We start from the raw sequence: 21,001 nt of genomic DNA, 5'->3' as shown, positions 1-21,001 counted from the left end.
GGCACCACGGGTCCCTGCCAAGACTCTGGCAGGGACCCGTGGTGCAGAGAACCGAGGAGGGCCGGGACCTGTCCCTGGATGAGCAGCATCCTGGCCCGCACGGCTACCGTCTGCTGGTGGCCTGACGGCCCGGCGTCACTTCAGGTGTCGGGTGAAGAACTGGGCCGCGGCGTCCCCCGCGAACTGCGGGACGCCGGTGTGCCCGCCCATATTGGCGTGCAGCGTCTTCTCCTTGGAGGCGAAGGCGTCGAACAGATCCAGGGCTGCCTGCCGGTCGTTCCCTTCGTCGTCCCACTGCAGCAGGACATGCAGAGGAATGGTGACCTGGCGGGCCTCCTCGAACATGGCCCGGGGGACGAAACTCCCGGCGAACAGAACGGCGGCCGAGATGCGCGGCTCGACCGCCGCCAGCCGGGTCCCGATGGAGATCACTCCCCCCGAGTACCCGACCGGGCCGCTGATCTCGGGTAGCGACAGGAGGGCGTCCAGGGCGGCCTGCCATTCCGGGACCGCCTTGTCGACCAACGGGAGGATGAGGGCGTCGATGATCTTGTCGGTGACCGGCTTGCCGGCCTCCATCGCCCGGCGCAGGTCGGCGAGGGCCTGCTCGGCGGCGGGCCAACGGGGCCGGTCGCCCTTTCCGGGGAGCTCGATGGTGGCCGTGGCGAAGCCGTCCGCCGCAGCGTGCCGGGCCCGGGCCACCAGCCGGGGGTACGTCTTACGCAGCCCGAGAGGAGGGGGGCCGAGCAGGATCAGCGGCGCCGGCGCCGGCGCGGACGCGGATGCGGGCGTCCACAGGATGCCGGGGATCTCGCCGAGGGTGAACTCGCGCTCAAGGACAGCGTCGTCGAGACGCTGTTCAGAGGTGAATTGCATGGTCATGCCTTTCGGGAGTGCCATTGAACGGCGCTCCCGGACGACCTATCGCCCGACCATGACCCCGGAGAGGAGCACCCATGTCGATACGCTCACGGATACCACCTCCTCGCTCTCTTGCACGGCCTCCGGAAACGTAGCAGTGGCTGCCGTGGTTCCGCCAACGGGTTTTGCGGAAGCTCTGTGGCCGAAACACCACGGCGTCGGAGTCACGCCTGTCACTGGTCTGGAAGCGCACGTCCGCCACCGATTCGAGCACCGAAAAAGCCGGCAATCAACCGATGACGGACGATCTACTGCGCAAGCAGCCGCTCATGACCAGCGTGAGCACTCTGAGCACTGGTCACACCAGCCCTTTGCCCTGCGACTTCAAGTTGGCGGAGGCTCACGGCCGCACCGTACGGCCGCACCGCGCGGCCGCGTCACCGCGGCCGAGTGCCGGGTCAGCCGAGGCCGAGGTCGCTCATCGTGCGTTCGGCCATGCGCCGTTCGCCGAGCGCGTTGGGGTGGACCGGCACGATGTTCTGCCCGAACAGCAGCGGCTCGATCCACCGCGTGCCGGGGGCCTGGCAGGCGTCGTGACCCTCGGACGCCGCGCCGAAGTCGACGTAGGCGGCGCCGGTCTCGCGGGCGGCCCGTGCCACGACGGCGTTGAGGTGGGCCTCGATCGCGCGCAGGTAGGGCACATCGCCCGCGGCGAGGGGGAGGCTGACGAAACAGGAGGCCTCGAACGTCTGCGGGACGATCCAGGGATACCCGAGGGCCGCCACACGCGCGTGGGGTGCCTTCGCGCGCACGCCGGCGAGTGCGGCCTTGAGCGCCGGGTAGGTGTTCGCCTCGATCTGGTCGTCGAAGGACGTGCCGTACTTGTCCTTGCAGGGGCTGCCCTTGCCGCCGCTGAGGACGCCGGCGGTGCCGCAGGACAGCACGGCGTTGATGAAGGTGTTGTTGTCGTTGCCGCCGATCGTCAGCGTCACCAGATCGGTGCCCGGGCCGACGGCGTCGAGCTGCGGGGCCGTGCCCGGGTACTGGGCCTGGCTGAAGTCCTTGGTCTGGGCGCCGCCGCAGGTCACGTCCGTCAGGTGGGCGCCCGTGCGGTTCGCGAGGACGTGCGGGTAGTTCGCCGTCGAGCGCAGGCACAGCAGGTTCGTGGGGTCGACGGGCAGGACCCCCGATCCGGCGCTGTAACTGTCGCCGAGGGCCACGTAGTCGAGGGGAGCCGTCGTGGCATGGGCGGGAGCCCCGGTGAAGGTCAGGGCCACGGTCGCGGCTGTCGCGGCTGTCACGGTCATGACATGGCGCAGGGCGTGCTTCGGCATGTGCTCTCTCTTTCTCGGGAGGCGCACGCGTGACGGCGGGCACGGCCATGCCCGAACGGCGTGCAGGGAAGCGAGAAAAGTGCGGCTCGAGCAGAAGGAAGGTGCCTGGTGCCTACGGCCGTGTCATGGGCGTGGGGGCGCACGGCGACGACCGGGGAGGACCGCCCGCAGGGTTACTGCACGGTTCTACCGATAGGTAATGTGCAGCCTGTGAGACGGTGAGTCAACAAGCCGGACCGAAGTTCTTGAAACGCTGACCACTGGCGCGCAGAGCGACAGGTCGTGAAGGGCCGGGCCGGCGGACCCGTCGGCCGGGTGGGCGGACCCGTCGGCCGGGTCGGCGGCCGGGCGGACGGTGGCGCCGCTGGGCCGCCCGGCACTCCGCGCACCGGCCGACGTCATGTCGTCGGCGGCTGCCACTCGAACATCAGGATGGTCGCGTCGTCGCGCAGCCGGCTGGCCTGGCCGTCCAGGATCGAGTGGATCAGGCGCCTGAGCGTCTCCGCGGCCAGCTCCCCGGAGGCCGTGGCCCGGATGACGTAGTCGGCGAACCGCTGGAGACCGAACAGTTCCCCGTCCGGGGTCCGGGCCTCCGTGACACCGTCCGTGTAGAGGAGCACCCGGTCGCCGGGTTGCAGGGCGGTCTCGTGGGTGCGCCGCTCCCGGGCGGACAGCAGCCGTGCCAGCCCCAGCGGCGGATCCGGATCACGTTCCAGCGCGTCGACGATCAGGCGGTGGTCGCGGATCAGCAGCGGCGCGGGATGACCGCAGTTGCTCCAGCGCAGCACGCCCGTGGCGACGTCCAGCTGGGCCACTACGGCGGTGCAGAACTGGTCCGGCAGCCAGGTGGCGAGCGCGCTGTCGACGCTGTTGACCAGTTCGGGCAGGTCGAGCCCGCAGCGGCGGGCGTTGCGGCACGCGGCCAGCGACAGCGCGCTGGTCAGCCCGGAGGCGAGGTTGTGCCCCAGCGAGTCCAGCACCGTGGCGTGCAGCGTCGTGTCGGTGAGCGCGTGGTCGAAGGCGTCGCCGCCGATCTCGTAGGCGGGCTCCAGGACGGCCGTGGAGACGGCCCGGGCGTTGCCGATCGTGCGCGGCGGGAGGAAGGCGCGCAGCATCTCGGAGGGCAGCTGCATCCGGTCGGTGCGGGTGCGTCGTACGAAGGAGTCCTGGTAGGCGCGCCGTGAGGTGATCATCATGGCGAGGAGCATGGCCAGGGCCCGGCCGCGGGTCAGCAGGGCGGCGGTGAGCGCGGGCGTGTACACCGCCAGCACGCCCAGCCGTTCGGCGCCGTCCAGCAGCGGGAACCACGCGGTCATCGCGCCCGTCTCGGACTCCTCCACCCGCAGCGACTGCGTGCGGTAGGACCAGCCGGCCAGCGAGCCGTCGATGGGAAGTGTGGACGTCACGTCGGTGAGCGGGATCAGGTGACGCTGCTGGAGATCGGCGAGGTACACCACGGAGTGCTGCAGACCGAGGGCCTTGGTGACGCGGGCCGCGGCGATGCCCAGGTCGAGGGTGGAGTTGGCCGGGTCGGCCAGGAACTCCTCCAGCAGGTTGTCGCCGGTCTCTGGCGTCATCGCCACCTGTGCTCCCCTCGTCGCGTCCGCGCCGGGCCGTCACCGCTCAGCAGTCTCACACCGCCCGTGGCGCCGCGCAGGACGAGAGGGGCCGTATGGAGGCGTCCGCCTTCGGGCCTTTGTCTTTGGACAATGTGTTGCCTACTCAAAGATTGTACTGTTACTTTCTCGCCCATGACCCACATCTTCGGAGAGCTGCTCTCGGTCAACCTCGGACAGGCGCAGCCGATGACCGTCCAGGGCGAGACGATCGTCACCGGCTTCGACAAGCGCCCCGTGCAGGGCGCCGTGCCCGTGGGACCGGACGGGCTGATCGCCGACGACCACGTCGACGACGCCGACGACCAGGACCGCGCCGTACTGTGCTACCAGCTCCGTCACTACGACGACTGGCGCAGCGAACTGGGCCGTGACCTGCCGCACGGCACGTTCGGCGAGAACCTCACCGTGGACGGCCCCGCCGACGACGAGGTCGCCGTCGGCGACGAGCTGCGCATCGGCGAGGTCCTCCTGCGGGTGACGCAGCCGCGCATCCCCTGCCGCAAGATGGCCGTCCGGCTCGGCGAGGAGGACTTCCCGGCCCGCTACCTGAGCACCGGCCGCGTGGGCTTCTTCTGCCGGGTGGTGGAGCCCGGCCTGATCCGGGCCGGCGACAAGATCGAGCGCGTACGCCGGGGCGAGGGCGGCGTGTCCGTCGCGGCACTGGCCCGCGTCCTGCACCGGGAGCGGCCCGACGCGGCCGCCCTCGCCCGGGTCCTGGAGTGCGCCGCGCTGCCGCCGCTGCTGCGCGCCAAGGCGGAGCGGCTGCTGGACCGGGCCCGGGGAGCGGAGGAGGGCTGGCCCGGTGACCGCGCCCTCGTCGTCACGGCCCGCCGCCGGGAGGCCGCGGACATCGTCTCCTTCGACCTGGCCGACCCGGACGGCGAGCGGCTGCCGGACTTCGCGGCGGGGCAGTTCCTGACCGTGTCGCTCGACGTGCCCGGGGCGTCGCGGCCCGTCGTGCGGACGTACACCGTGGCCGGGCGCTCCGAGGACGGCCTCGGCTACCGCATCGCCGTCAAGCGCGAGCCCGCTCCGGCCGACGCGCCGGGTGTCCCCGAGGGCGTCGCCTCCGGTCATCTGCACGCGGACGTCACGGTGGGCGCGCGACTGCGGGCGCGGGCGCCGCGCGGCCGGTTCGTCCTCCAGCCGGGCCGTCGCCCCGTCGTGCTGGTGAGCGCGGGCATCGGCGTCACCCCCGTACTGGCGATGCTCAGCGAACTCGCCGAACCCGCCGGGCAGGACGGCGAGCCGGCGCGCCCGGTGCACTTCGTCCACCAGGCCCGCTCGTCGCGCGAGCTGGCCTTCGGGCCGTACGTGCGCCGGCTGGCCGGATCCCGCGACGGGCTCCGCACCCATCTGCTGTTCAGCCGCCCGCTGCCCGAGGACACGGTCGGACGGGACTTCGACGAGGAGGGCCGGCTCACCCCGGCCGTGCTGGAGCGGATCCTGCCCTCGCTCGACGCCAACTACTACGTCTGCGGGCCCGCCGGCTTCATGGCCGACGTCGTCGCCGGGCTGGCCGGCCTGGGCGTGCCCGGTGACCGGGTGCACCACGAGTTCTTCGGCGCGGCCCGGCCCCTGGACGGCGAGGAGCAGGCCGACGGGTCCGCCGACGCCGGTCCCGTGGCGCGGGACGCCGACGGGCGGCCGGTCACCGTGACCTTCGCCCGCTCGGGGGTGACCGTGCCCTGGCGGGAGAACACCTTCAGCCTGCTCGCCCTCGCCGAACAGGCCGGCCTGCGCCCCGACGCCTCCTGCCGCACCGGGCTGTGCGGCACCTGCGTCAGCACGCTCGACGACGGTGAGGTCTCCTATGTGATCGAACCGACGGCTCCCGTGGAGCCCGGACAGGTCCCGGTGTGCTGTGCTCGCCCCACCACAAGCGTCATGATCGACCTGTAACCACGAGAACTCCTGCGACGGTTGGACGAGAATCCCCGCAACGGTTGGACGAGAACCCCGCAACGGTTCGACGAGAAGAGGAGAGCGATGGCGGCCGATCCCCGTCTGTTCGTGCAGTTGCTGGCCGACGACGGGACGACGGGGCCGGTCTACCGGCGCATCGCGGAGGCGATCGCCACCGCGGTGACCACCGGCCGTCTGTCGGCCGGCGACCGCCTGCCCACCCACCGGGAGCTGGCCCGGGCGCTCGGCGTCGCGGTCCCCACCGTCAGCCGCGCCTACCGCGAGGCCGAGGAACAGGGCCTGGTCAGCAGCACCGTGGGGCGCGGCACCTTCGTCGCCGGCGCGTCCGGCATCCCGCACCTGCGGAACACCCCGGACCCCGGCGGCGGCGCCGACGCGCCCGTCCGGCACGACATGGCCGTCAACGCCCCCGCGCGCGGCCGGCACGAGGAGCTGCTGCGCCGCACCCTCACCACGCTCGCCGGCGACTCCGGCCTCGGCGCGCTGCTCGGCTACGAGTCCGACATCGGCGCCCACGGCCACCGGCTCACCGCCTGCGGCTGGCTCGCCCGCAGCGGCCTCGACGTCGGCCCGGAGCAGGTGGCGATCTGCGCCGGCAGCCAGCACGCCCTGCTGGTGGCGTTCGGCGCCGCGCTGCGGGCCGGCGAGACCCTGCTGACCGAGGCGCTGACCTACCCCGGCGCCAAGACCGCCGCCCAGCTGCTGGGCATCGGCATGTCCGGTGTCGCCATGGACGGCGAGGGCCTCATCCCCGAAGCGCTGGAAGAGGCCTGCGCCGCCACCCCCTCGGCACGCGCCCTGTACTGCATGCCGACGGCCCACAACCCGACCGCCGCGACCCAGCCGCTCGCCCGCCGCGAGGCCGTCGCCGACATCGCCCGCCGCCACGACCTGGTCATCATCGAGGACGATGTCTTCGGGCTGCTGTCCGACCATGCCGGCCTGCCCCCGCTGGCCGCCCTCGCCCCCGAACGCACCCTCTTCCTCACCAGCCTGTCCAAGACCCTCGCCCCGGGCTTGCGCTGCGGTTTCCTCGCCGGGCCGCCCGAGCTGGCAAGCCGTCTCGGCGCGCTCGTCCGGGCCACCGTCTTCAACCCGTCCCCGCTCGCCACCGCCGTGGCCCTGCGCTGGCTGGAGGACGGCACCGCCGAGCGCCTGCTCGACTGGCAGCGCCAGGAGATGAGCCGCCGCCGCACCGCCGCCGTGACGCTGCTGGCCGACGCGCCAGCGATCAGCCACGTCCGGGCCGACGCCCTGCACGCCTGGGTGGAGCTGCGCGAACCCTGGACCGCATCCGAGGCCCGCGCCCTCGCCGACGGTCAGGGCATCTCCGTCAGCCCCACCCTGTACTACAGCGCCACCGACCAGCCGCTGCCGCGCGCCTTCCGGCTGTGCCTGGGCAACGCCCCCGACGTCGGCACCCTCACCGGCGCCCTGCGCACCTTGACCGGAGCCCTGTCCCGCGGCCGCCCGACCTGGTCCTCGAACACCCCTGTGTGACGCTTCCGGCTCGGGGGAGGCTCGCCGGAGCCCGGCACCGCGGGGGGACAGCGGCAACGTTGTCCCGGCGTCGCCTTCCAGGCGGCCCACAGGCCCACCCTGACCTGCGCCCATGTGGTCTCGGCGGCCCCTGGGTACGGCGCCTGGCGATGCCGTCGTACGTCGATCCCCCGGGGCACCGCCACGCCCCATCCGTCCCGCGCGCGGCAGGCGACGGCCGGGGGCGGGCTCTCGCGGGGGCGCCCGGGGCGTGCTCCACGCCGCCCCCTGCGAGCATGGCCGATCCCCTTCGCGCCGCCCGCCCCCGGCCGGCTCGAGCCGGGAGCCGTGCCGCACTCGGCCACCGGCCGTTCACCGCGGAGGGCTCGCCGGACTCCCCGTGGACACGACCTCGCGGCAGCCCCTGGTGCCGGCGGGGCACCCGGTCGCTGCGGGTGACCGCGCGGCCGGCGCCCCGGACGGACCGTCACCGTTCGCCCGTGCAGGAGGTGCGGTGCTACAAAGGGGAACATGGGCGGACGGTCGCGCTGGTCCCGGGCGAGGGCCGCGCCGCCGCCGAGCGGCGCACGGCGGCTGCGTGATGCGCCTCGGCCGTCGCAGGGCCACGGAACCCCGGCAGACCCCGAAGACCGGGGGCGCCGGGGAGACGCGGCAGGCCGCGGCGGGGCGAAGGACCGCCGCTCACCGGGCCACCGGCTGTCGCCGTCGCTGAGCGTACGCACGTTCGCCACCCAGGTCTTCCTGCTCCAGGCCCTGATCATGCTGGTGCTCGTCGCCGCGGCCGCCACCGCCCTCGTGGTGCAGGGCCGCTACGACGGCGAGCGCAACGCCAGGAACCGCTCCCTGGCCACCGCCGAGGCGTTCGCGCACGCGCCCGGCACCGCCCTCGCCCTGCGCTCCCCGAACCCCCACGCACTGCTGCAGCAGCCGGCGGAGCAGGCCCGGCGTGGATCCGGCGTCGACTTCATCACCGTCCTCAACACACGCGGGGTGCGGCTCACCGACACCGACCCCTCCCTGATCGGCACCCGGGCGCAGGGCGTCGAACGGGCCGCCGCGGGCGAGGCGTTCACCGAGACCTTCCACGGCGAGCCGTCCGACGCCGTACGCGCGGTGGTCCCCGTGACCGACGCCAGCCGCCGCGTCGTCGGCATCGTCAGCGCCGGCATCCAGGTCGAGACCCTCGGCCACGTGCTGAACCACCAGGTGCCGGTGATGCTGGGCGCGTCGGCGGTGGCGCTGGCGCTCGCGACCGGCGGCGCCGCCCTGGTCGGCCGGCGGCTGCGCCGGCAGACGCACGGCCTGGGCCCCGCCGAGATGACCCGCATGTACGAGCACCACGACGCGGTCCTGCACGCCGTGCGCGAGGGCGTGCTCATCGTCGGCGCCGACGGACGCGTCCTCCTCGCCAACGACGAGGCACGCCGGCTGCTGGACCTCCCGCCGGACGCCGACCAGCGGCACGTCACCGACCTGGGCCTCGGCCCCGGCCCCACCCGCATCCTCGCCTCCGGCGAGGCCGTCTCCGACCAGGTCGTCCCGGCCAGGGACCGGCTGCTCGCGGTCAACACCCGGCTGACCGCTCCGTACGGCGGCGTCCAGGGCCTGGTGGCCACCTTCCGCGACACCACGGAGCTGCGCGCCCTCTCCGGCCAGGCCGAGGTGGCCCGCGGCCGGCTGACCCTGCTGTACGAGGCCGGAGTCCGCATCGGTACCACGCTCGACATGCGGCGCACCGCGGAGGAGCTCGCCGAGGTCGCCGTCCCGCGCATGGCGGACTTCGTCACCGTGGAGCTGCTGGACTCCGTACTGCGCGGCGAGGAGCCCACCGGCACGGTGAAGCAGATGCGGCGCACCGCGCTCAGCGAGTCGCAGACCGGGCACCCGCTGCAACCGGTCGGCGACCTGATCCGGTTCGTGGCCGCCGACACCCCCATGGTCGCCGCCCTGCACGGCGGGAAAGCCGTCCTCGTGACCGACCTGAAGAAGGCGCAGGACTGGCGGGCCCACGACCCGGCGGGGGCCAAGCGGGCCCTGGACTACGGCATCCACTCGCTCATCACGGTGCCGCTGCGGGCCCGCGGCGTCGTCCTCGGCATGGTCAACTTCTGGCGCGGCGAGGGCTCGGCGGCGTTCGAGGACGAGGACGCCGCGGTCGCCGAGGAGCTGGTGGCCCGGGCGGCGGTGGCCATCGACAACGCCCGCCGCTACTCGCGCGAGCACGCCATGGCCGTCACCCTGCAGCGCAGCCTGCTGCCCCGGGACCTGCCCGAGCAGGACGCGCTGGAGGTCGCCTGGCGGTATCTGCCGGCGCAGTCCGGGGTGGGCGGCGACTGGTTCGACGTCATCCCGCTGCCCGGCTTCCGGGTGGCGCTGGTCGTCGGCGACATCGTCGGGCACGGGCTGCACGCGGCGGTCACCATGGGACGGCTGCGCACGGCCGTGCTGAACTTCTCCTCCCTGGACCTGGCCCCGGACGAACTGCTCGGCCATCTCGACGAGATGGTGGCCGGGCTGGACACCCAGGCGGAGACCGCGGACAGCGCCGTCGCCCCCCTGACCGGCGCCACCTGCCTGTACGCCATCTACGACCCGGTCGGCGGGCGCTGCACCCTCTCCCGCGCCGGGCACCTGGCCCCGGCGGTCGTGGACCCGCAGGGCAGGGTCACCTTTCCCGACGTGCCCGTCTCGCCGCCGCTCGGCGTCGGCGGGTTCCCGTTCGAGTCCGGGGAGCTGGAGCTGCCCGAGGGCAGCCGGCTGGTGCTGTTCACGGACGGGCTGATCGAGGACCGGGGACGCGACATCGACGAGGGCCTGGCGATACTGCGCACCACCGTGGCCGGCCCGGGCGAGACGCCGGAGGAGACCTGCCGGGCGCTGATGGACACCATGCTGCCCGCCCACCCCACCGACGACGTGGCGCTGCTGGTCGCCCGGACCCGGCTGCTCGACCCGTCGAAGGTGGCCATCTGGGACGTGCCGTTCGACGTGACGGAGGTGTCGCGGATCCGGTCGGAGGTCGGCCGCCGCCTGCAGGAGTGGGGGCTGGAAGAGGAGTCGTTCACCACGGAGCTGATCCTCAGCGAGCTGCTCACCAACGCCATCCGCTACGGTGCGCCGCCCGTGGGGGTGCGGCTGCTGCTCGGCCGCACCCTGGTGTGCGAGGTGTCGGACGGCAGCAACACCTCACCGAGGCTTCGCCGGGCCGCCACCACCGACGAAGGAGGCCGGGGCCTGTTCCTCGTCTCCCAGTTCGCCGAGCGGTGGGGCACCCGCTACGCGGCCCACGGCAAGGTGATCTGGGCCGAGCAGAACCTGGGCGGCACGGCTCTGCCGGACGCGACGCTGCTGATCGACGAGATGGCGTGGTGACGGGCCGCCCCTCAGGACTCCAGGGTGACGGTGCCCAGCCGGCTGGCCATGGCCGGGTCGCGGTGGTCGAAGAACAGCGATGCCCCGGTGTCCAGGGCGGCGATCGACGCCATCTCGTCCGCGGTCAGCTCGAAGTCGAAGACGTCGATGTTCTCCGCCATCCGCTCGGCGCGCACCGACTTGGGGATCACGACGACGTCGCGCTGGATCAGCCAGCGCAGCACGACCTGCGCGACCGACTTGCCGTGCGCGTCGGCGATGCCGGTGAGCACCGGACGGGTGAACAGCTGGTTGCGGCCCTCGGCGAACGGCCCCCACGACTCGATCTGCACCCCGCGCTCGCGCATGACGTCCTGGTCGGCCGTGCGCTGGAAGAAGGGGTGGGTCTCGATCTGGTTCACCGCGGGCGTGACCTCGTTGTGGTCGATGAGGTCCACCAGGCGGTCCGGGTAGAAGTTGGACACCCCGACGGCCCGTACCAGGCCCTCGTGCAGCAGCCGCTCCATCGCACGCCACGAGCCGTACACGTCGCCGTAGGGCTGGTGGATCAGGTACAGGTCGACGCGGTCCAGGCCCAGCTTGCGCAGCGAGGTCTCGAAGGCGCGCCGGGCCCGCTCCTCGCCGGCGTCGGAGACCCACAGCTTGGTCGTGACGAACAGCTCCTCGCGCGCGATGCCGCTGTTCCTGATCGCGCGGCCCACGGCCTCCTCGTTGCCGTAGGCGGCCGCGGTGTCCAGCGACCGGTAGCCCGCCGCGAGTGCGTCGCTGACGGCCTGCTCGGTCTGCTCCGGCGGGATCTGGTAGACGCCGAAGCCGAGGATCGGCATCTCGACGCCGTTGTTCAGTGTGACGGTCCGCATGGCGCTGTTCCCGACTCTCGACGGCGGTTCGGTGCACGGTTACCCGCTGGACGGCGTCGTCTCCCGGCCCGTGCTCCAAGTGGGCACGACCGGCGCTTCCGGTCAGGGGGGCCCGCGGCCCACACCCGGGGCCGCCACCAGGCGTCATGACGCAGCGGGTGGGCAGTCGTAGGGTGGCGCCCGACAGGGTGCCGTGAGGCCGGTGGTGGCCGGGGACGGGAGTGCAGGGAAGATGGCGGGCGCCGACGCGTTCATGGACCGGCTGAACCCCGAGATGTGCGTGGTCACGGCCGCGGTGGGTGAGGAACGCTCGGGCTGCCTCGTCGGGTTCTCCGCCCAGTGCTCCATCCAGCCGGCGCGGTACGCGGTGTGGCTGTCCAAGGCCAACCACACCTACGGCGTGGCCCGTGCCGCAGACCGCCTCGCCGTGCACCTGCTCACCCGCGACCAGCACGAACTGGCCGCGCTGTTCGGCGGTGAGACCGGCGACAGCGTCGACAAGTTCGCACGGGCGCGCTGGCGCCGGGAGGACGGCGGCGCGGCCGTCCTCGAGGACGCGGCGGCCTGGTTCGTGGGCGCCGTGCGGGACGTCCTCGACAGCGGCGACCACGTCTGCTTCGTCCTCGAACCGGAGCGCTGGGGCGGCCGGGACAGCGACGCCCCGCTGCTGCGCCTGCGCGACGCGCTGGACATCGAACCGGGGCATCCGGCGGACTGAGCCGGCGGTGCCGGGACGCCGCGGCGCGACGGTACGTGGTACGACGTCGCCCGGGCCGCCGCCCGCGACGGTGCGACGACCCGGCAGCCTCCTGCGGGGTGTGCCGACCCGGGACTCTGCCTGCCGGGGGTGGTGTGGCGACTCGCGGCTCTGCCTGTGAGGGAGGGGTATGGCGACCTGGGGCTCTGCCTGCGGGGGGTGCGACGCCCCGCCGGCATCGAGCCTGCGGGGCGGGACGCCGTGGCGCGACGGTACGACGTCGCCCGGCAGGCCGGCCGCGACGGTGTGACGACCCGGCAGCGTCCTGCGGGGGTGTGCCGACCCGGGACTCTGCCTGCGGGGGGTGCGACGCCCCGCGGCCCCTGCGGAGGTGTGACGCCCCGGTAGCCTCCCCGCGGGGGTACGGCAGCCCGCGCTGTCAGCGGCCCGGGATGCTGCCGCCGCCGTCCACGCCCAGCATCTGGCCGGTGACGAAACCGGCGTCCTCGCCGAGCAGGAACGCGACCGCGGCCGCCACCTCCTCGGGCCGGCCCAGCCGTCCCACGGGCAGCGAGCGCACCACGCGCGCCTCCTCCTCGCTGCCGACCGGGTGCGAGGCGCGGAACAGTTCCGTCTCCACCGGCCCCGGCGCGACCGCGTTGACGGTGACCCCGTCCGTGGCCAGTTCCAGGGCCCATGTCCGTGTCAGCCCCACCAGCGCGCTCTTCGCCGCCGCGTAGCTGCTGCGCCGCCGCGCCCCGAAAACCGACCGGCTGGTGACGTTCACGATCCGGCCCCAGCCGCGCTCCCGCATCCCGCCGACGAACGCCTGCGTGACCTGCACGGCGGCACGGACGTTCAGGTCGAACACCGTCCGCAGGCTGTCCAGGGAGACCTCGCCCAGCGGCTCCGGCACGGCCACGCCGACGTTGTTGACGACCGCGTCGACCCGGTGCCCGGCGGTGATCTCCGCGAGGACCTGGTCCGTCCGCTCCTCGTCAGCGAGGTCGCACCGGTACAGCACGCCGGGGAAGTCCCCGGCGGAGGCGGACCGGGCGATGCCGAGGACCAGATCGCCCCGGTCCGCGAGGCGCCGCGCGCTCGCCAGTCCGATCCCCTTCGACGCGCCGGTGATCAGCACGGTCCTTCCAGCCATACGACCCGCTCCCTCCGCTCGTCCGACAGACCTGCCGCGATCATGTCACCCCGGCGCAGGACGTGTTTCCCGGCGTCGGGGGCGCCGCGGGGCCGTCCAGCGCGCGATTGTCAGTGGGCGGTGTCACTCTGGGTCGCAGCGAACCTATGGAAGGGAACCGACCGTGATCACCTCTGACCTCGCTCCCGGCGTGCCCTGCTGGATCGACCTCGGCACCCCGGACATCAAGGCCGCCGCGTCCTTCTACGGCTCCGTGCTCGGCTGGGAGTTCGAGCCGATGGGCGGCGACATGGAAGGCGGGGCGCTGCGCAAGGACGGCAAGACCGTCGCGGGCCTCGGCAGGCTGACCGAGGAGGGGGCGCGCTCGGCCTGGATGATCTACTACTGCGTCGACGACGCCGACGCCACGGCGCAGGCGGTGCAGCGGGCCGGCGGCACGGTGCGGGTCGAGCCGCGCGACCTCGGCGACTGGGGGAAGATGGCGCAGTTCACCGACCCGCAGGGCGGGCAGTTCGCCGCCTGGCAGCCCGGGCGCAACACCGGCTTCGAGCTGGTCGGCGCGCCCGGATCGCTGTCCTGGACCGAGCTGTACACGACCGACGCGGCCGCGGCGAAGGAGTTCTACGGCTCCGTCTTCGGCTGGCAGTACTCCGACATGGAGATCCCGGGCGGCGAGGGGACATACACCATCATCACCCCCGCCGGACTGCCCGCGGAGCGCATGCAGGGCGGTCTGATGCAGCTTCGCCCGGAGGACCTCTCCCTGACCGGCGGCCGGCCGTACTGGCACCCGGTCTTCGACGTCACCGACTGCGACGCCGCGGTCGCCAAGGTCACCGACGGCGGCGGCCGCGTGCAGATGGGCCCGGCGGACATGGAGGGCGTCGGCAGAATGGCCGTCTGCCTCGACCCGTCCCAGGCGGACTTCGTCATGCTCGCCCCCGCCCAGAGCTGACGCGGCCGCCGCGCGGCTGTCGCGTGAACCGCACGGCCCGCGCGCCTACCGGGTGAACCGCACGGCCCGCGCGCCTACCGGGTGAACCGCACGGGCAGGCTCCGTGGACCGCGGATCAGCATCCCCGTGCGCCAGCTGACGGCCGCGGGATGGATGTCCAGGGCCAGGTCGGGACAGCGTTCCAGCAGCGCCCGGATCGCGATGCGGGCCTCCAGCCGGGCCAGCGGCGCTCCCAGGCAGTAGTGGATGCCGTGCCCGAAGGCCACATGGCCCCGGGCGTCCCGGGAGATGTCGAACCGGCCGGGGTCGGGGAACCGCCCGGGATCGCGGTTGGCGTCGGCCAGGGCGACCAGGACGAGCTCGCCGCCTCCCGGGACGACCGTGTCGCCGATCGTCACGGGGTCCACGGTGAAGCGGTACGTGGGCGTCTCCACCGGACCGTCGTAGCGCAGCATCTCCTCCACCGCGGCGTCCATCAGCGTCATGTCGGCCCGTAGCGCGGCCAGTTGCCCGGGGTGCGTCAGCAGCGCGAGGACGCCGTTGGAGATGAGGTTCACCGTGGTCTCGTGACCCGCGACGAGCAACAGCCAGGCCATGCCGATCAGTTCGTCGTGGGACAGCCGGTCGCCGTCCTCGTCCGAGCTGTGGATCAACGCGCTCAGCAGGTCGCTGCCGGAGCGCCGGCGCTTGCCCTCCACCAGCTCGGCCAGATACCCGGCCATCGACACCGCGGCGGCCTTGCGGACGTCCGGGTCCACGGCGGCGAGCGCCTCGTTCGACCAGGTGCGGAAGGACTCCCGGTCCAGGTCGGGCACGCCGAGGAGTTCGCAGATCACGGTGATCGGCAGCGGGAAGGACAGCGCCTCGACGAGGTCGGCGCGCCCGTCGGGAGCCGCGAGCATCCGGTCCAGCAGCACGTCGGTGGTCTTCTGGACGAGCGGGGCGAGTTCCTCCACGCGCCGCGCGGTGAACTCGCGGGCGACCAGCTTGCGCAGACGCGTGTGGTCCGGCGGGTCGGCCCGGAGCATGTGCACACCGGAGGAGACGGAGCCGATCGGCAGCGAGGGAGAGGCCTTGCTCCAGTCCTTCGTCAGCCTGGGGTCCGCGAGCGTGGCACGCCCGGCCTCGTAACCGACCACGAGCCAGGCCGGAGCGCCCCCTTCGGGCATCCGGATGCGGTGCACGGGCCCCTGTTCCCGTAACCGGGCGTACACCGGATACGGGTCGCGGGTGAAGGACTCACCGAGCGCGGCGAGATCGACGATGCTCACGGGACTACCACCTCACAGGAGAAGTTCAGGCCCTCATCCTGGCCGAGCGCGCCCCGCGGGGCCCAGTGCTCCGTCGGCCTCCGTGGGCCCCTGCTTCGGCCGCGTCCGCCGTCTGCCCCGGCGAAAGGTTCTTCTGTATCTTATGGAGGAAACATAATTCCGCGAAGCGGAAAAGCTCGTCTGTCGATTCGGCAAGGGGGCGGGGAGTGCAGTGGTCCGGCGGCGTTCGGCGGGGGCGGGCGGGATACGGCTCGGATGTCGCGGCGCAGGCGCTGCGCGGTGTGGGGCAGGTGATGTTCCTGCGCAACGCCTGGGCGGGCGCGGTCTTCTGTCTCGCGCTGGTGGTGGCCGACTGGCGCTACGTCGTCTACGCGCTGGCCGGGGCGGCGTCGGGCGCCGCCGGCGCCCAGCTGCTCGGCGTGGCCCGCGAGCGGGTGGAGGCGGGCCTGGAGGGCTTCAACGCCTGCCTGTTCGCCCTGTGCTGTGCCGTGTTCCTCGACGCCGGCCGGCCGTCCACGATGCTGCTCGCCGTGGCGGGATCGCTCGTCGCCACGGTCGCCACGGCGGCGGTGGTGCGGATGCTGCGCGTATGGCACCTGCCGCCGCTGACCGCTCCGTACTGTCTGCTGGCGAGCGCGGTGACCGTCGCCGCGCCCGCGTTCCGGCGGGTGTGGCCCCACGGTGACAGCCTGGCCGCGCTGCCCGGCGCCGCCTCCGGCCCGCTGGACCTGCGCCCGGGCGAACTGTGGCGGGGCTTTCTGCGCAATGTGGGGCAGGTCTTCTTCCTCGACGAGTGGTACGCGGGCGGGCTGTTGCTCGCCGGCCTGTTCCTGGTGAGCCGCGTCGCCGGACTCGTCGCCTGCGCCGGCAGCGCGACGGCGGTGCTCACCGCCTGGATCCTCGGCGTCCCGGCAGCACGTATCGCGGACGGGACGGCGGGGTGCAGTGCGGTACTCGTCGCCCTCGCGCTGTGCGGGGTGTTCCTCGCGGCGACCCGGCGCACCCTGCTGTACGCGCTGCTCGGCGCAGCGACCGCGACCGCCGTGACCCCGGCCGTCGCCGCCCTGCTGGCCCCGCCCGGCGGCCACCCCTTCACCTGGCCGTTCGTGCTGACGACTCTCGCGTTCCTGGCGGCGGCGCGCTCCTTCCCGCACCTGAGCGTCGCGGACCGTCCCGCCGGTCCGCCGGCCGCTCCCAAGGCCGGTGCGCAGCCGGGCTGAAGAGACCCGGCGGACGGTCCGGATACCGATATGGCGGCACGTGCCCGAAGAGCCGGTATATATGCGGGGTTGGCGGCGCGGTGTAACACCGTGACGAATGCCGGACGCAGAAGAAGGAGGAAATGGGCCACGCCCGCCGCCGCATCAGATCGGACTTTCTGTGAACAGCACCGACCCGCTTTCCGGATACCCCGCCCATGACCAGCCCCCGCCGCCCGGCCGCGACGCCCGCAACGAGGCCACCGCCCGCCGGACGGCCCTGACCATCTGCAGCGTCGCCGACGTCGCCGCTGGTGTGCTGATCCTGTGGATCATGCTCCACCTGCTCGACGCGAACGAGGGCAACGCCTTCGTCGATTTCGTGCACGCGGCCGCCGACTGGCTGTCCGGATGGGCGCAGGACATTTTCACGACGGACACAGAAAGTCTGCGCGTCGTCCTCAATTATGGTCTTCCCGCCCTCATTTATTTGCTGATCGGCCACGGAATCGCCGCCCGGCTCAACCGGGTATGAGGAAATCTGGAACGCACGGACAGCGGAAAGGACAGGCCATGATGTACGGCGTCAAGGAAAGCGAACATCCCCCGATCTACGAGGATCTGCTGCGCGAGCGCGGCGACGTCGTCGCGGAGGCGCAGAGGGCCGCCGAGCACACCCAGCACCGGGCGGCGGAGCTGCTGGGCGGGTCGTACGCCGCCCAGCAGTACACCGGTTCCCCGGTCTGAGGGATCTTGCCGGGCGGCCCGGCCCGGGACGCGGTCAGGCGCCCCGTGTGAAGACCATGACGAAGTCGGCCATCCGCCGCACGCGGGGCGAGTCCGGGTCCGGCAGCGCGAGCAGCTGCTCCCGGGCCCGTGCGACCGCCGCGCGGTCGGCCTCGCCGGCCACCTGCCACGCCCCCGTGAACAGCCCGCCGGTCAGCGACTCGGCCATCGCGCGGGGGGAGACCTCGAACGTCGTCGGCCGTTCGCTCGCCGTGCCCGCGTAGCCGAACCCCTCGGCCGCCGCGACCGGTACGAGGTGGTCGGGACCGTCCTGGCGCCGCCCCTCCGGGTCGAGCCGGTCCTCCAGCGCGCCCACGATCCGGCCGATGTCGTCCGTGGGGCGGCGGCCGCGGGCCGGGACGACCAGATAGCGGCCACCGGGCCGCAGCACCCGAGCCACCTCACGGAAGAGCGACGTCCGGTCGGGTCCGGTGTGCAGCAGCCAGGTGGACACGGCCTGCGTCACCGAGGCCGTACGCACGGGGAGCCGGCAGGCGTCGCCCACCGCCACCCGCTCACCGAGCCGCTTCCGGGCCAGCGCGAGCATGCCGGGGGAGAGGTCGACGCCGACCACCCGGTGGCCGCGGGCCGTCAGCTGCTCGGCCACGATCCCGGTGCCGACGCCCACGTCGAGCACGGGATGCGCCGGATCGAGCAGCGGGGCCAGCTGCTCGGCGAAGCCGGCGGCCCGGTCGGTGCCGCCGCGCGAGGCGTCGTACACCGGGGCGATGTCGTCGAACTCCGCCGCGGGGGAGGCCGATGTCATGAGGAGTCCCTTCGTCGGGTGCTCACGCGTGCTGCGGGGCGAACGTGACCGGCAGTGTCGCCATCCCGCGCAGGATGCCCTCGCGGCGTGACAGCGTCTCGTCCGGCGTGGCGAGCGCCAGGTCCGGGAAGCGGCGCAGCAGGGTGCCGATCGCGATCCGGGCCTCCAGGCGGGCGAGCGGCGCCCCGAGGCAGAAGTGCGCGCCGTGCCCGAAGGCCAGTTGCTGCGGCACCTCGCGCCGGGCGACGTCGAGGATGTCGGGCCGCTCGAAGCGGGCCGGGTCGCGGTTGGCGGCGGCCAGCCCGACGATGATCATCTCGCCGGCCGGGATGGTGATCCCGGCGATGTCGAAGTCCTCGACGGTGAAGCGCGCGACACCACGGCTGACCGGGCCCTCGTAGCGCAGGAGTTCCTCGATCGCGCCGGGGAGCAGCTCCGGGTCCGCGCGCAGGGCGGCGAGCTGGCCGGGGTGACGCAGCAGCGCGTGCACACCGTTGGCGATGAGGCTCGCGACGGTCTCGTGCCCGGCGAGCGTCAACAGGATGGTCATCGCGGTCAGTTCACGGTCGCTGATCCGCTCCTCGGCCTGCGCCGCGCACAGCGCGCTCAGCAGGTCGTCACGGGGCTCGGCCTTGCGCCGCTCGATCAACGGCTGGAAGAACTCCACGAGTGCGGCCCGGGCCCGGGCGCCCTTCGCCAGCCGCTCCGGGGTGTTGGGCGGCATGATGAGACCCACGGCCAGTTCGGCGAAATCCGGCTGTCCCTCGGCCGGGATGCCGATGAGGTCGCTGAGCACGGCCATGGGCAGCGGCAGCGCGAACTCCTCGACCAGGTCCGCCGATCCGCGCGCCGCGAACGCGTCCAGGAAGGCGTCGGTGTGCTCCTGCACCCGGGGCGCGAGAGCCTCCACCCGGCGCGCGGTGAACGCCTTGGAGACCAGGTTGCGCAGCCTGAGATGGGTGTCGCCGTCGGCGATCACCATGCTGGACATCAGGATGTTGGTGCGCTGCTGCTCGGCCATCTCCTCCGCGAGGTCCCGCACGGCGACGGGACTGCTGCTCAGCCGCGGGTCGGTGAGCGCGGAGACGGCCTCGTCGTACCCCGTGACCATCCAGACCTCAAGGGTCGGATTCAGCCGCACCCGCTGCACCGCCCCGTGCTCGCGGATCCGCTCGAACAGCGGGTAGGGATCGGGCTGTTGAGCGACGTTGACCGGCACGTCGTGGACGATCGTCGGGCTCTGCTCGGGCATCCGCTGCTCCCCGTGATGTTTGTGGAAGATCCGAGGCAGGTAGTCATACCAGCCGACCGGGTCGCGTGGTAGCGTCACCGGCGTTCAGATCGAAAGAAGTACCCGTCAAACCCCGTCACCCACCGGTGATTTGGGTGATGGGAGCGGTTTCGCCAGAAGCATTTGCGGCCCCACCAGGGCCTGTGTGCGGGGGGAGACGTTCGTGGAACAGGGCGCCGTGCAGGCGATCGCCGGGGATCCGCTGCTGGATCTGGCCCGGCCCGAGGTGCTCCGCGACCCGTATCCCGCCTACGCCCGGCTGCGGGAGACCGCGCCCGTCTTCTGGCACGAACTCCTCGGCTCCTGGGTGCTGACCCGGCACGCCGACTGCCTCGCCGTCCTCACCGACAGCGCCCGCTTCGCCTCCGACTGGCGCCGGGCCGGGGAGGAGATGCCCGCCGCGCTGCTCAGCGTGCAGACGCTCGACCCGCCGGAGCACACCGCCATCCGGCACCTGCTCCTCGACGCCTTCCGGGCCCAGGACCGCCAGGCCCTGCACGAGCGGCTGGAGGGCGAGGTGCGCACGCTGTTCGCCGGCCTCGCGAGCCGGCCCTCCTTCGACTTCGTCGGGGACCTCGCCGAACCGCTGGCGTTGCGCTTCATCACCGCCTTTCTCGGCGTCCCGGCCCCCGACCTCGACTGGTTCGTGCCGATGTCGCGGACCGTCGTCGACGGCATGGACGCCGGCCTGTGGCCCGAGAAGAACGAGCCGGCCGTCGCGGCCCGCGCCGAACTCGCCGCCTACGCCGGCGGCTGGCTCACCGATCCGCCCAAGCAGGGGCTGATCGCCCACGTCGCCGAGCACGCGGAGTCGTCCGGCGTCGAGGAAACGATCCTGCGCAACAGTCTGCGCGCCGTGCTGCACGCCGGCTACGAATCCGCCTCCCGGCTCCTCGGCAACGCCGCCGCCGCGCTGCTCACCACCCCTGGCGCCCTGGACGCCTTCCGCGCCGCGCCGCTCGCCGCCGCCGTCGACGAACTCGTCCGCTACGACGCGCCCGTCCAGGCCGACGCCCGCGTCTGCGTCGAGGACACCGGCCTCGGCGGCGTCACCATCCGGGCGGGCGACCCGGTCACGCTGTTGCTGGGAGCGGCCAACCACGATCCGCTCCGCTTCGCCCACCCCACCGAGCTGCGGCTCGACCGCACCCCGAACCCGCACCTCGGGTTCGGACGAGGGGCCCACGCCTGCCTGGGCGCGTCGATGGCCGTCCGGCTCGCCGGATCGGTCCTCGCCACCCTGGCCGGGCAGTACCCCGAGGCGCGGGCGGTCGCGGAACCAAGCCACCGGCGCAACCTGACCCTGCGCGGTCTCGACCGCTTCGAGGTCACCCTGCGCCCACGAGCAGCGGGGGAGGAGGTACGGACATGAAGTACTGGCACTGAACCTGAAGCGGAGCGGTGCCCG

At 73.1% G+C, this 21,001-nt stretch carries 17 protein-coding genes; 9 read left to right on the top strand and 8 right to left on the bottom strand.

Translation table 11 applies throughout. The features are described from left to right. Positions 1 to 135: 135 nt before the first annotated feature. From AC0B9F_RS24800 to AC0B9F_RS24790, 3 genes are all read right to left on the bottom strand, one after another. On the bottom strand, positions 136 to 876 hold the full coding sequence (locus AC0B9F_RS24800) for a dienelactone hydrolase family protein (RefSeq protein WP_472006177.1): 741 nt from the start codon (positions 874 to 876) through the stop codon (positions 136 to 138). Between the two features lie 443 nt (positions 877 to 1,319). Beyond that, positions 1,320 to 2,195, bottom strand: a complete 876-nt coding sequence (locus AC0B9F_RS24795; RefSeq protein WP_472006175.1) for an SGNH/GDSL hydrolase family protein — start codon at positions 2,193 to 2,195, stop codon at positions 1,320 to 1,322. A gap of 398 nt (positions 2,196 to 2,593) precedes the next feature. Continuing rightward, a complete protein-coding gene (locus tag AC0B9F_RS24790; protein ID WP_472006174.1) occupies positions 2,594 to 3,772 on the bottom strand; it encodes a PP2C family protein-serine/threonine phosphatase in 1,179 nt (392 codons plus the stop codon). Positions 3,773 to 3,946: 174 nt separating this feature from the next. Here AC0B9F_RS24790 and AC0B9F_RS24785 point away from each other — a divergent pair, with 174 nt between their 5' ends. The 3 genes from AC0B9F_RS24785 (at position 3,947) to AC0B9F_RS24775 (ending at position 10,612) form a co-directional block, all read left to right on the top strand. Beyond that, positions 3,947 to 5,716 carry an MOSC domain-containing protein gene (locus tag AC0B9F_RS24785; protein WP_472006172.1) on the top strand — a complete coding sequence of 590 codons (1,770 nt, stop codon included), beginning with the start codon at positions 3,947 to 3,949 and terminating at the stop codon, positions 5,714 to 5,716. An 87-nt stretch (positions 5,717 to 5,803) separates the two neighbouring features. Further along, positions 5,804 to 7,240 (top strand): aminotransferase-like domain-containing protein, encoded by a 1,437-nt coding sequence (locus AC0B9F_RS24780; RefSeq protein ID WP_472006170.1) that lies wholly within the window; start codon positions 5,804 to 5,806, stop codon positions 7,238 to 7,240. Between the two features lie 759 nt (positions 7,241 to 7,999). Further along, on the top strand, positions 8,000 to 10,612 hold the full coding sequence (locus AC0B9F_RS24775) for a SpoIIE family protein phosphatase (RefSeq protein ID WP_472006729.1): 2,613 nt from the start codon (positions 8,000 to 8,002) through the stop codon (positions 10,610 to 10,612). An 11-nt stretch (positions 10,613 to 10,623) separates the two neighbouring features. Here the strand turns inward: AC0B9F_RS24775 and AC0B9F_RS24770 are convergent, their stop codons facing one another. Then, complete coding sequence (locus tag AC0B9F_RS24770; protein WP_472006168.1) at positions 10,624 to 11,472, bottom strand: aldo/keto reductase; 849 nt, start codon at positions 11,470 to 11,472, stop codon at positions 10,624 to 10,626. A 232-nt stretch (positions 11,473 to 11,704) separates the two neighbouring features. Between AC0B9F_RS24770 and AC0B9F_RS24765 the strand changes: the two genes are divergently transcribed. Beyond that, positions 11,705 to 12,190: a flavin reductase family protein gene (locus tag AC0B9F_RS24765; RefSeq protein ID WP_472006167.1), complete on the top strand. Its 486-nt coding sequence runs from the start codon at positions 11,705 to 11,707 to the stop codon at positions 12,188 to 12,190. 418 nt (positions 12,191 to 12,608) lie between these two features. On the opposite strand, the gene AC0B9F_RS24760 is transcribed toward AC0B9F_RS24765, so the two are convergent. Beyond that, entirely contained in the window at positions 12,609 to 13,325 is a 717-nt protein-coding gene (locus tag AC0B9F_RS24760; RefSeq protein WP_472006165.1) for an SDR family oxidoreductase, read from the bottom strand. A 163-nt stretch (positions 13,326 to 13,488) separates the two neighbouring features. On the opposite strand from AC0B9F_RS24760, the gene AC0B9F_RS24755 reads away from it, so the two are divergent. Beyond that, on the top strand, positions 13,489 to 14,280 hold the full coding sequence (locus AC0B9F_RS24755) for a VOC family protein (protein ID WP_472006163.1): 792 nt from the start codon (positions 13,489 to 13,491) through the stop codon (positions 14,278 to 14,280). A gap of 74 nt (positions 14,281 to 14,354) precedes the next feature. Here AC0B9F_RS24755 and AC0B9F_RS24750 read toward each other — a convergent pair whose 3' ends face one another. Next, positions 14,355 to 15,551 (bottom strand): cytochrome P450 family protein, encoded by a 1,197-nt coding sequence (locus AC0B9F_RS24750; RefSeq protein WP_472006161.1) that lies wholly within the window; start codon positions 15,549 to 15,551, stop codon positions 14,355 to 14,357. Between the two features lie 206 nt (positions 15,552 to 15,757). On the opposite strand from AC0B9F_RS24750, the gene AC0B9F_RS24745 reads away from it, so the two are divergent. The 3 genes from AC0B9F_RS24745 to AC0B9F_RS24735 all read left to right on the top strand — a co-directional run bounded on the left by AC0B9F_RS24745 (position 15,758) and on the right by AC0B9F_RS24735 (position 17,497). Further along, positions 15,758 to 16,771 carry an urea transporter gene (locus AC0B9F_RS24745; RefSeq protein ID WP_472006159.1) on the top strand — a complete coding sequence of 338 codons (1,014 nt, stop codon included), beginning with the start codon at positions 15,758 to 15,760 and terminating at the stop codon, positions 16,769 to 16,771. Positions 16,772 to 16,931: 160 nt separating this feature from the next. Beyond that, the gene (locus AC0B9F_RS24740) at positions 16,932 to 17,285 is read left to right on the top strand and encodes a hypothetical protein (protein WP_472006157.1); all 354 of its coding nucleotides are present in this window, start codon (positions 16,932 to 16,934) and stop codon (positions 17,283 to 17,285) included. 38 nt (positions 17,286 to 17,323) lie between these two features. Beyond that, positions 17,324 to 17,497, top strand: a complete 174-nt coding sequence (locus AC0B9F_RS24735) for a hypothetical protein (protein WP_472006155.1) — start codon at positions 17,324 to 17,326, stop codon at positions 17,495 to 17,497. Between the two features lie 34 nt (positions 17,498 to 17,531). On the opposite strand, the gene AC0B9F_RS24730 is transcribed toward AC0B9F_RS24735, so the two are convergent. Continuing rightward, a complete protein-coding gene (locus AC0B9F_RS24730) occupies positions 17,532 to 18,302 on the bottom strand; it encodes a class I SAM-dependent methyltransferase (protein ID WP_472006154.1) in 771 nt (256 codons plus the stop codon). A gap of 22 nt (positions 18,303 to 18,324) precedes the next feature. Further along, positions 18,325 to 19,554 (bottom strand): cytochrome P450 family protein, encoded by a 1,230-nt coding sequence (locus AC0B9F_RS24725; protein WP_472006152.1) that lies wholly within the window; start codon positions 19,552 to 19,554, stop codon positions 18,325 to 18,327. A gap of 202 nt (positions 19,555 to 19,756) precedes the next feature. Between AC0B9F_RS24725 and AC0B9F_RS24720 the strand changes: the two genes are divergently transcribed. Then, positions 19,757 to 20,965, top strand: coding sequence for a cytochrome P450 (locus AC0B9F_RS24720; RefSeq protein ID WP_472006151.1), 1,209 nt, complete (start codon positions 19,757 to 19,759; stop codon positions 20,963 to 20,965). The last annotated feature ends 36 nt before the right edge of the window (positions 20,966 to 21,001 follow it).

The sequence above is a fragment of the Streptomyces sp. NPDC097129 genome, from assembly GCF_055668065.1.
Note: the sequence above shows the minus strand (reverse complement) of the source record. Positions and strands in the feature narration are given on the sequence as shown.

Excerpts from the sequence above, each read along its gene's own strand:
- AC0B9F_RS24800 (WP_472006177.1), bottom strand. The coding sequence starts at position 876 with ATGCAATTCACCTCTGAACAGCGTCTCGACGACGCTGTCCTTGAGCGC.
- AC0B9F_RS24795 (WP_472006175.1), bottom strand. The coding sequence starts at position 2,195 with ATGCCGAAGCACGCCCTGCGCCATGTCATGACCGTGACAGCCGCGACA.
- AC0B9F_RS24790 (WP_472006174.1), bottom strand. The coding sequence starts at position 3,772 with ATGACGCCAGAGACCGGCGACAACCTGCTGGAGGAGTTCCTGGCCGAC.
- AC0B9F_RS24785 (WP_472006172.1), top strand. The coding sequence starts at position 3,947 with ATGACCCACATCTTCGGAGAGCTGCTCTCGGTCAACCTCGGACAGGCG.
- AC0B9F_RS24780 (WP_472006170.1), top strand. The coding sequence starts at position 5,804 with ATGGCGGCCGATCCCCGTCTGTTCGTGCAGTTGCTGGCCGACGACGGG.
- AC0B9F_RS24775 (WP_472006729.1), top strand. The coding sequence starts at position 8,000 with ATGCTGGTGCTCGTCGCCGCGGCCGCCACCGCCCTCGTGGTGCAGGGC.
- AC0B9F_RS24770 (WP_472006168.1), bottom strand. The coding sequence starts at position 11,472 with ATGCGGACCGTCACACTGAACAACGGCGTCGAGATGCCGATCCTCGGC.
- AC0B9F_RS24765 (WP_472006167.1), top strand. The coding sequence starts at position 11,705 with ATGGCGGGCGCCGACGCGTTCATGGACCGGCTGAACCCCGAGATGTGC.
- AC0B9F_RS24760 (WP_472006165.1), bottom strand. The coding sequence starts at position 13,325 with ATGGCTGGAAGGACCGTGCTGATCACCGGCGCGTCGAAGGGGATCGGA.
- AC0B9F_RS24735 (WP_472006155.1), top strand. The coding sequence starts at position 17,324 with ATGATGTACGGCGTCAAGGAAAGCGAACATCCCCCGATCTACGAGGAT.
- AC0B9F_RS24730 (WP_472006154.1), bottom strand. The coding sequence starts at position 18,302 with ATGACATCGGCCTCCCCCGCGGCGGAGTTCGACGACATCGCCCCGGTG.
- AC0B9F_RS24725 (WP_472006152.1), bottom strand. The coding sequence starts at position 19,554 with ATGCCCGAGCAGAGCCCGACGATCGTCCACGACGTGCCGGTCAACGTC.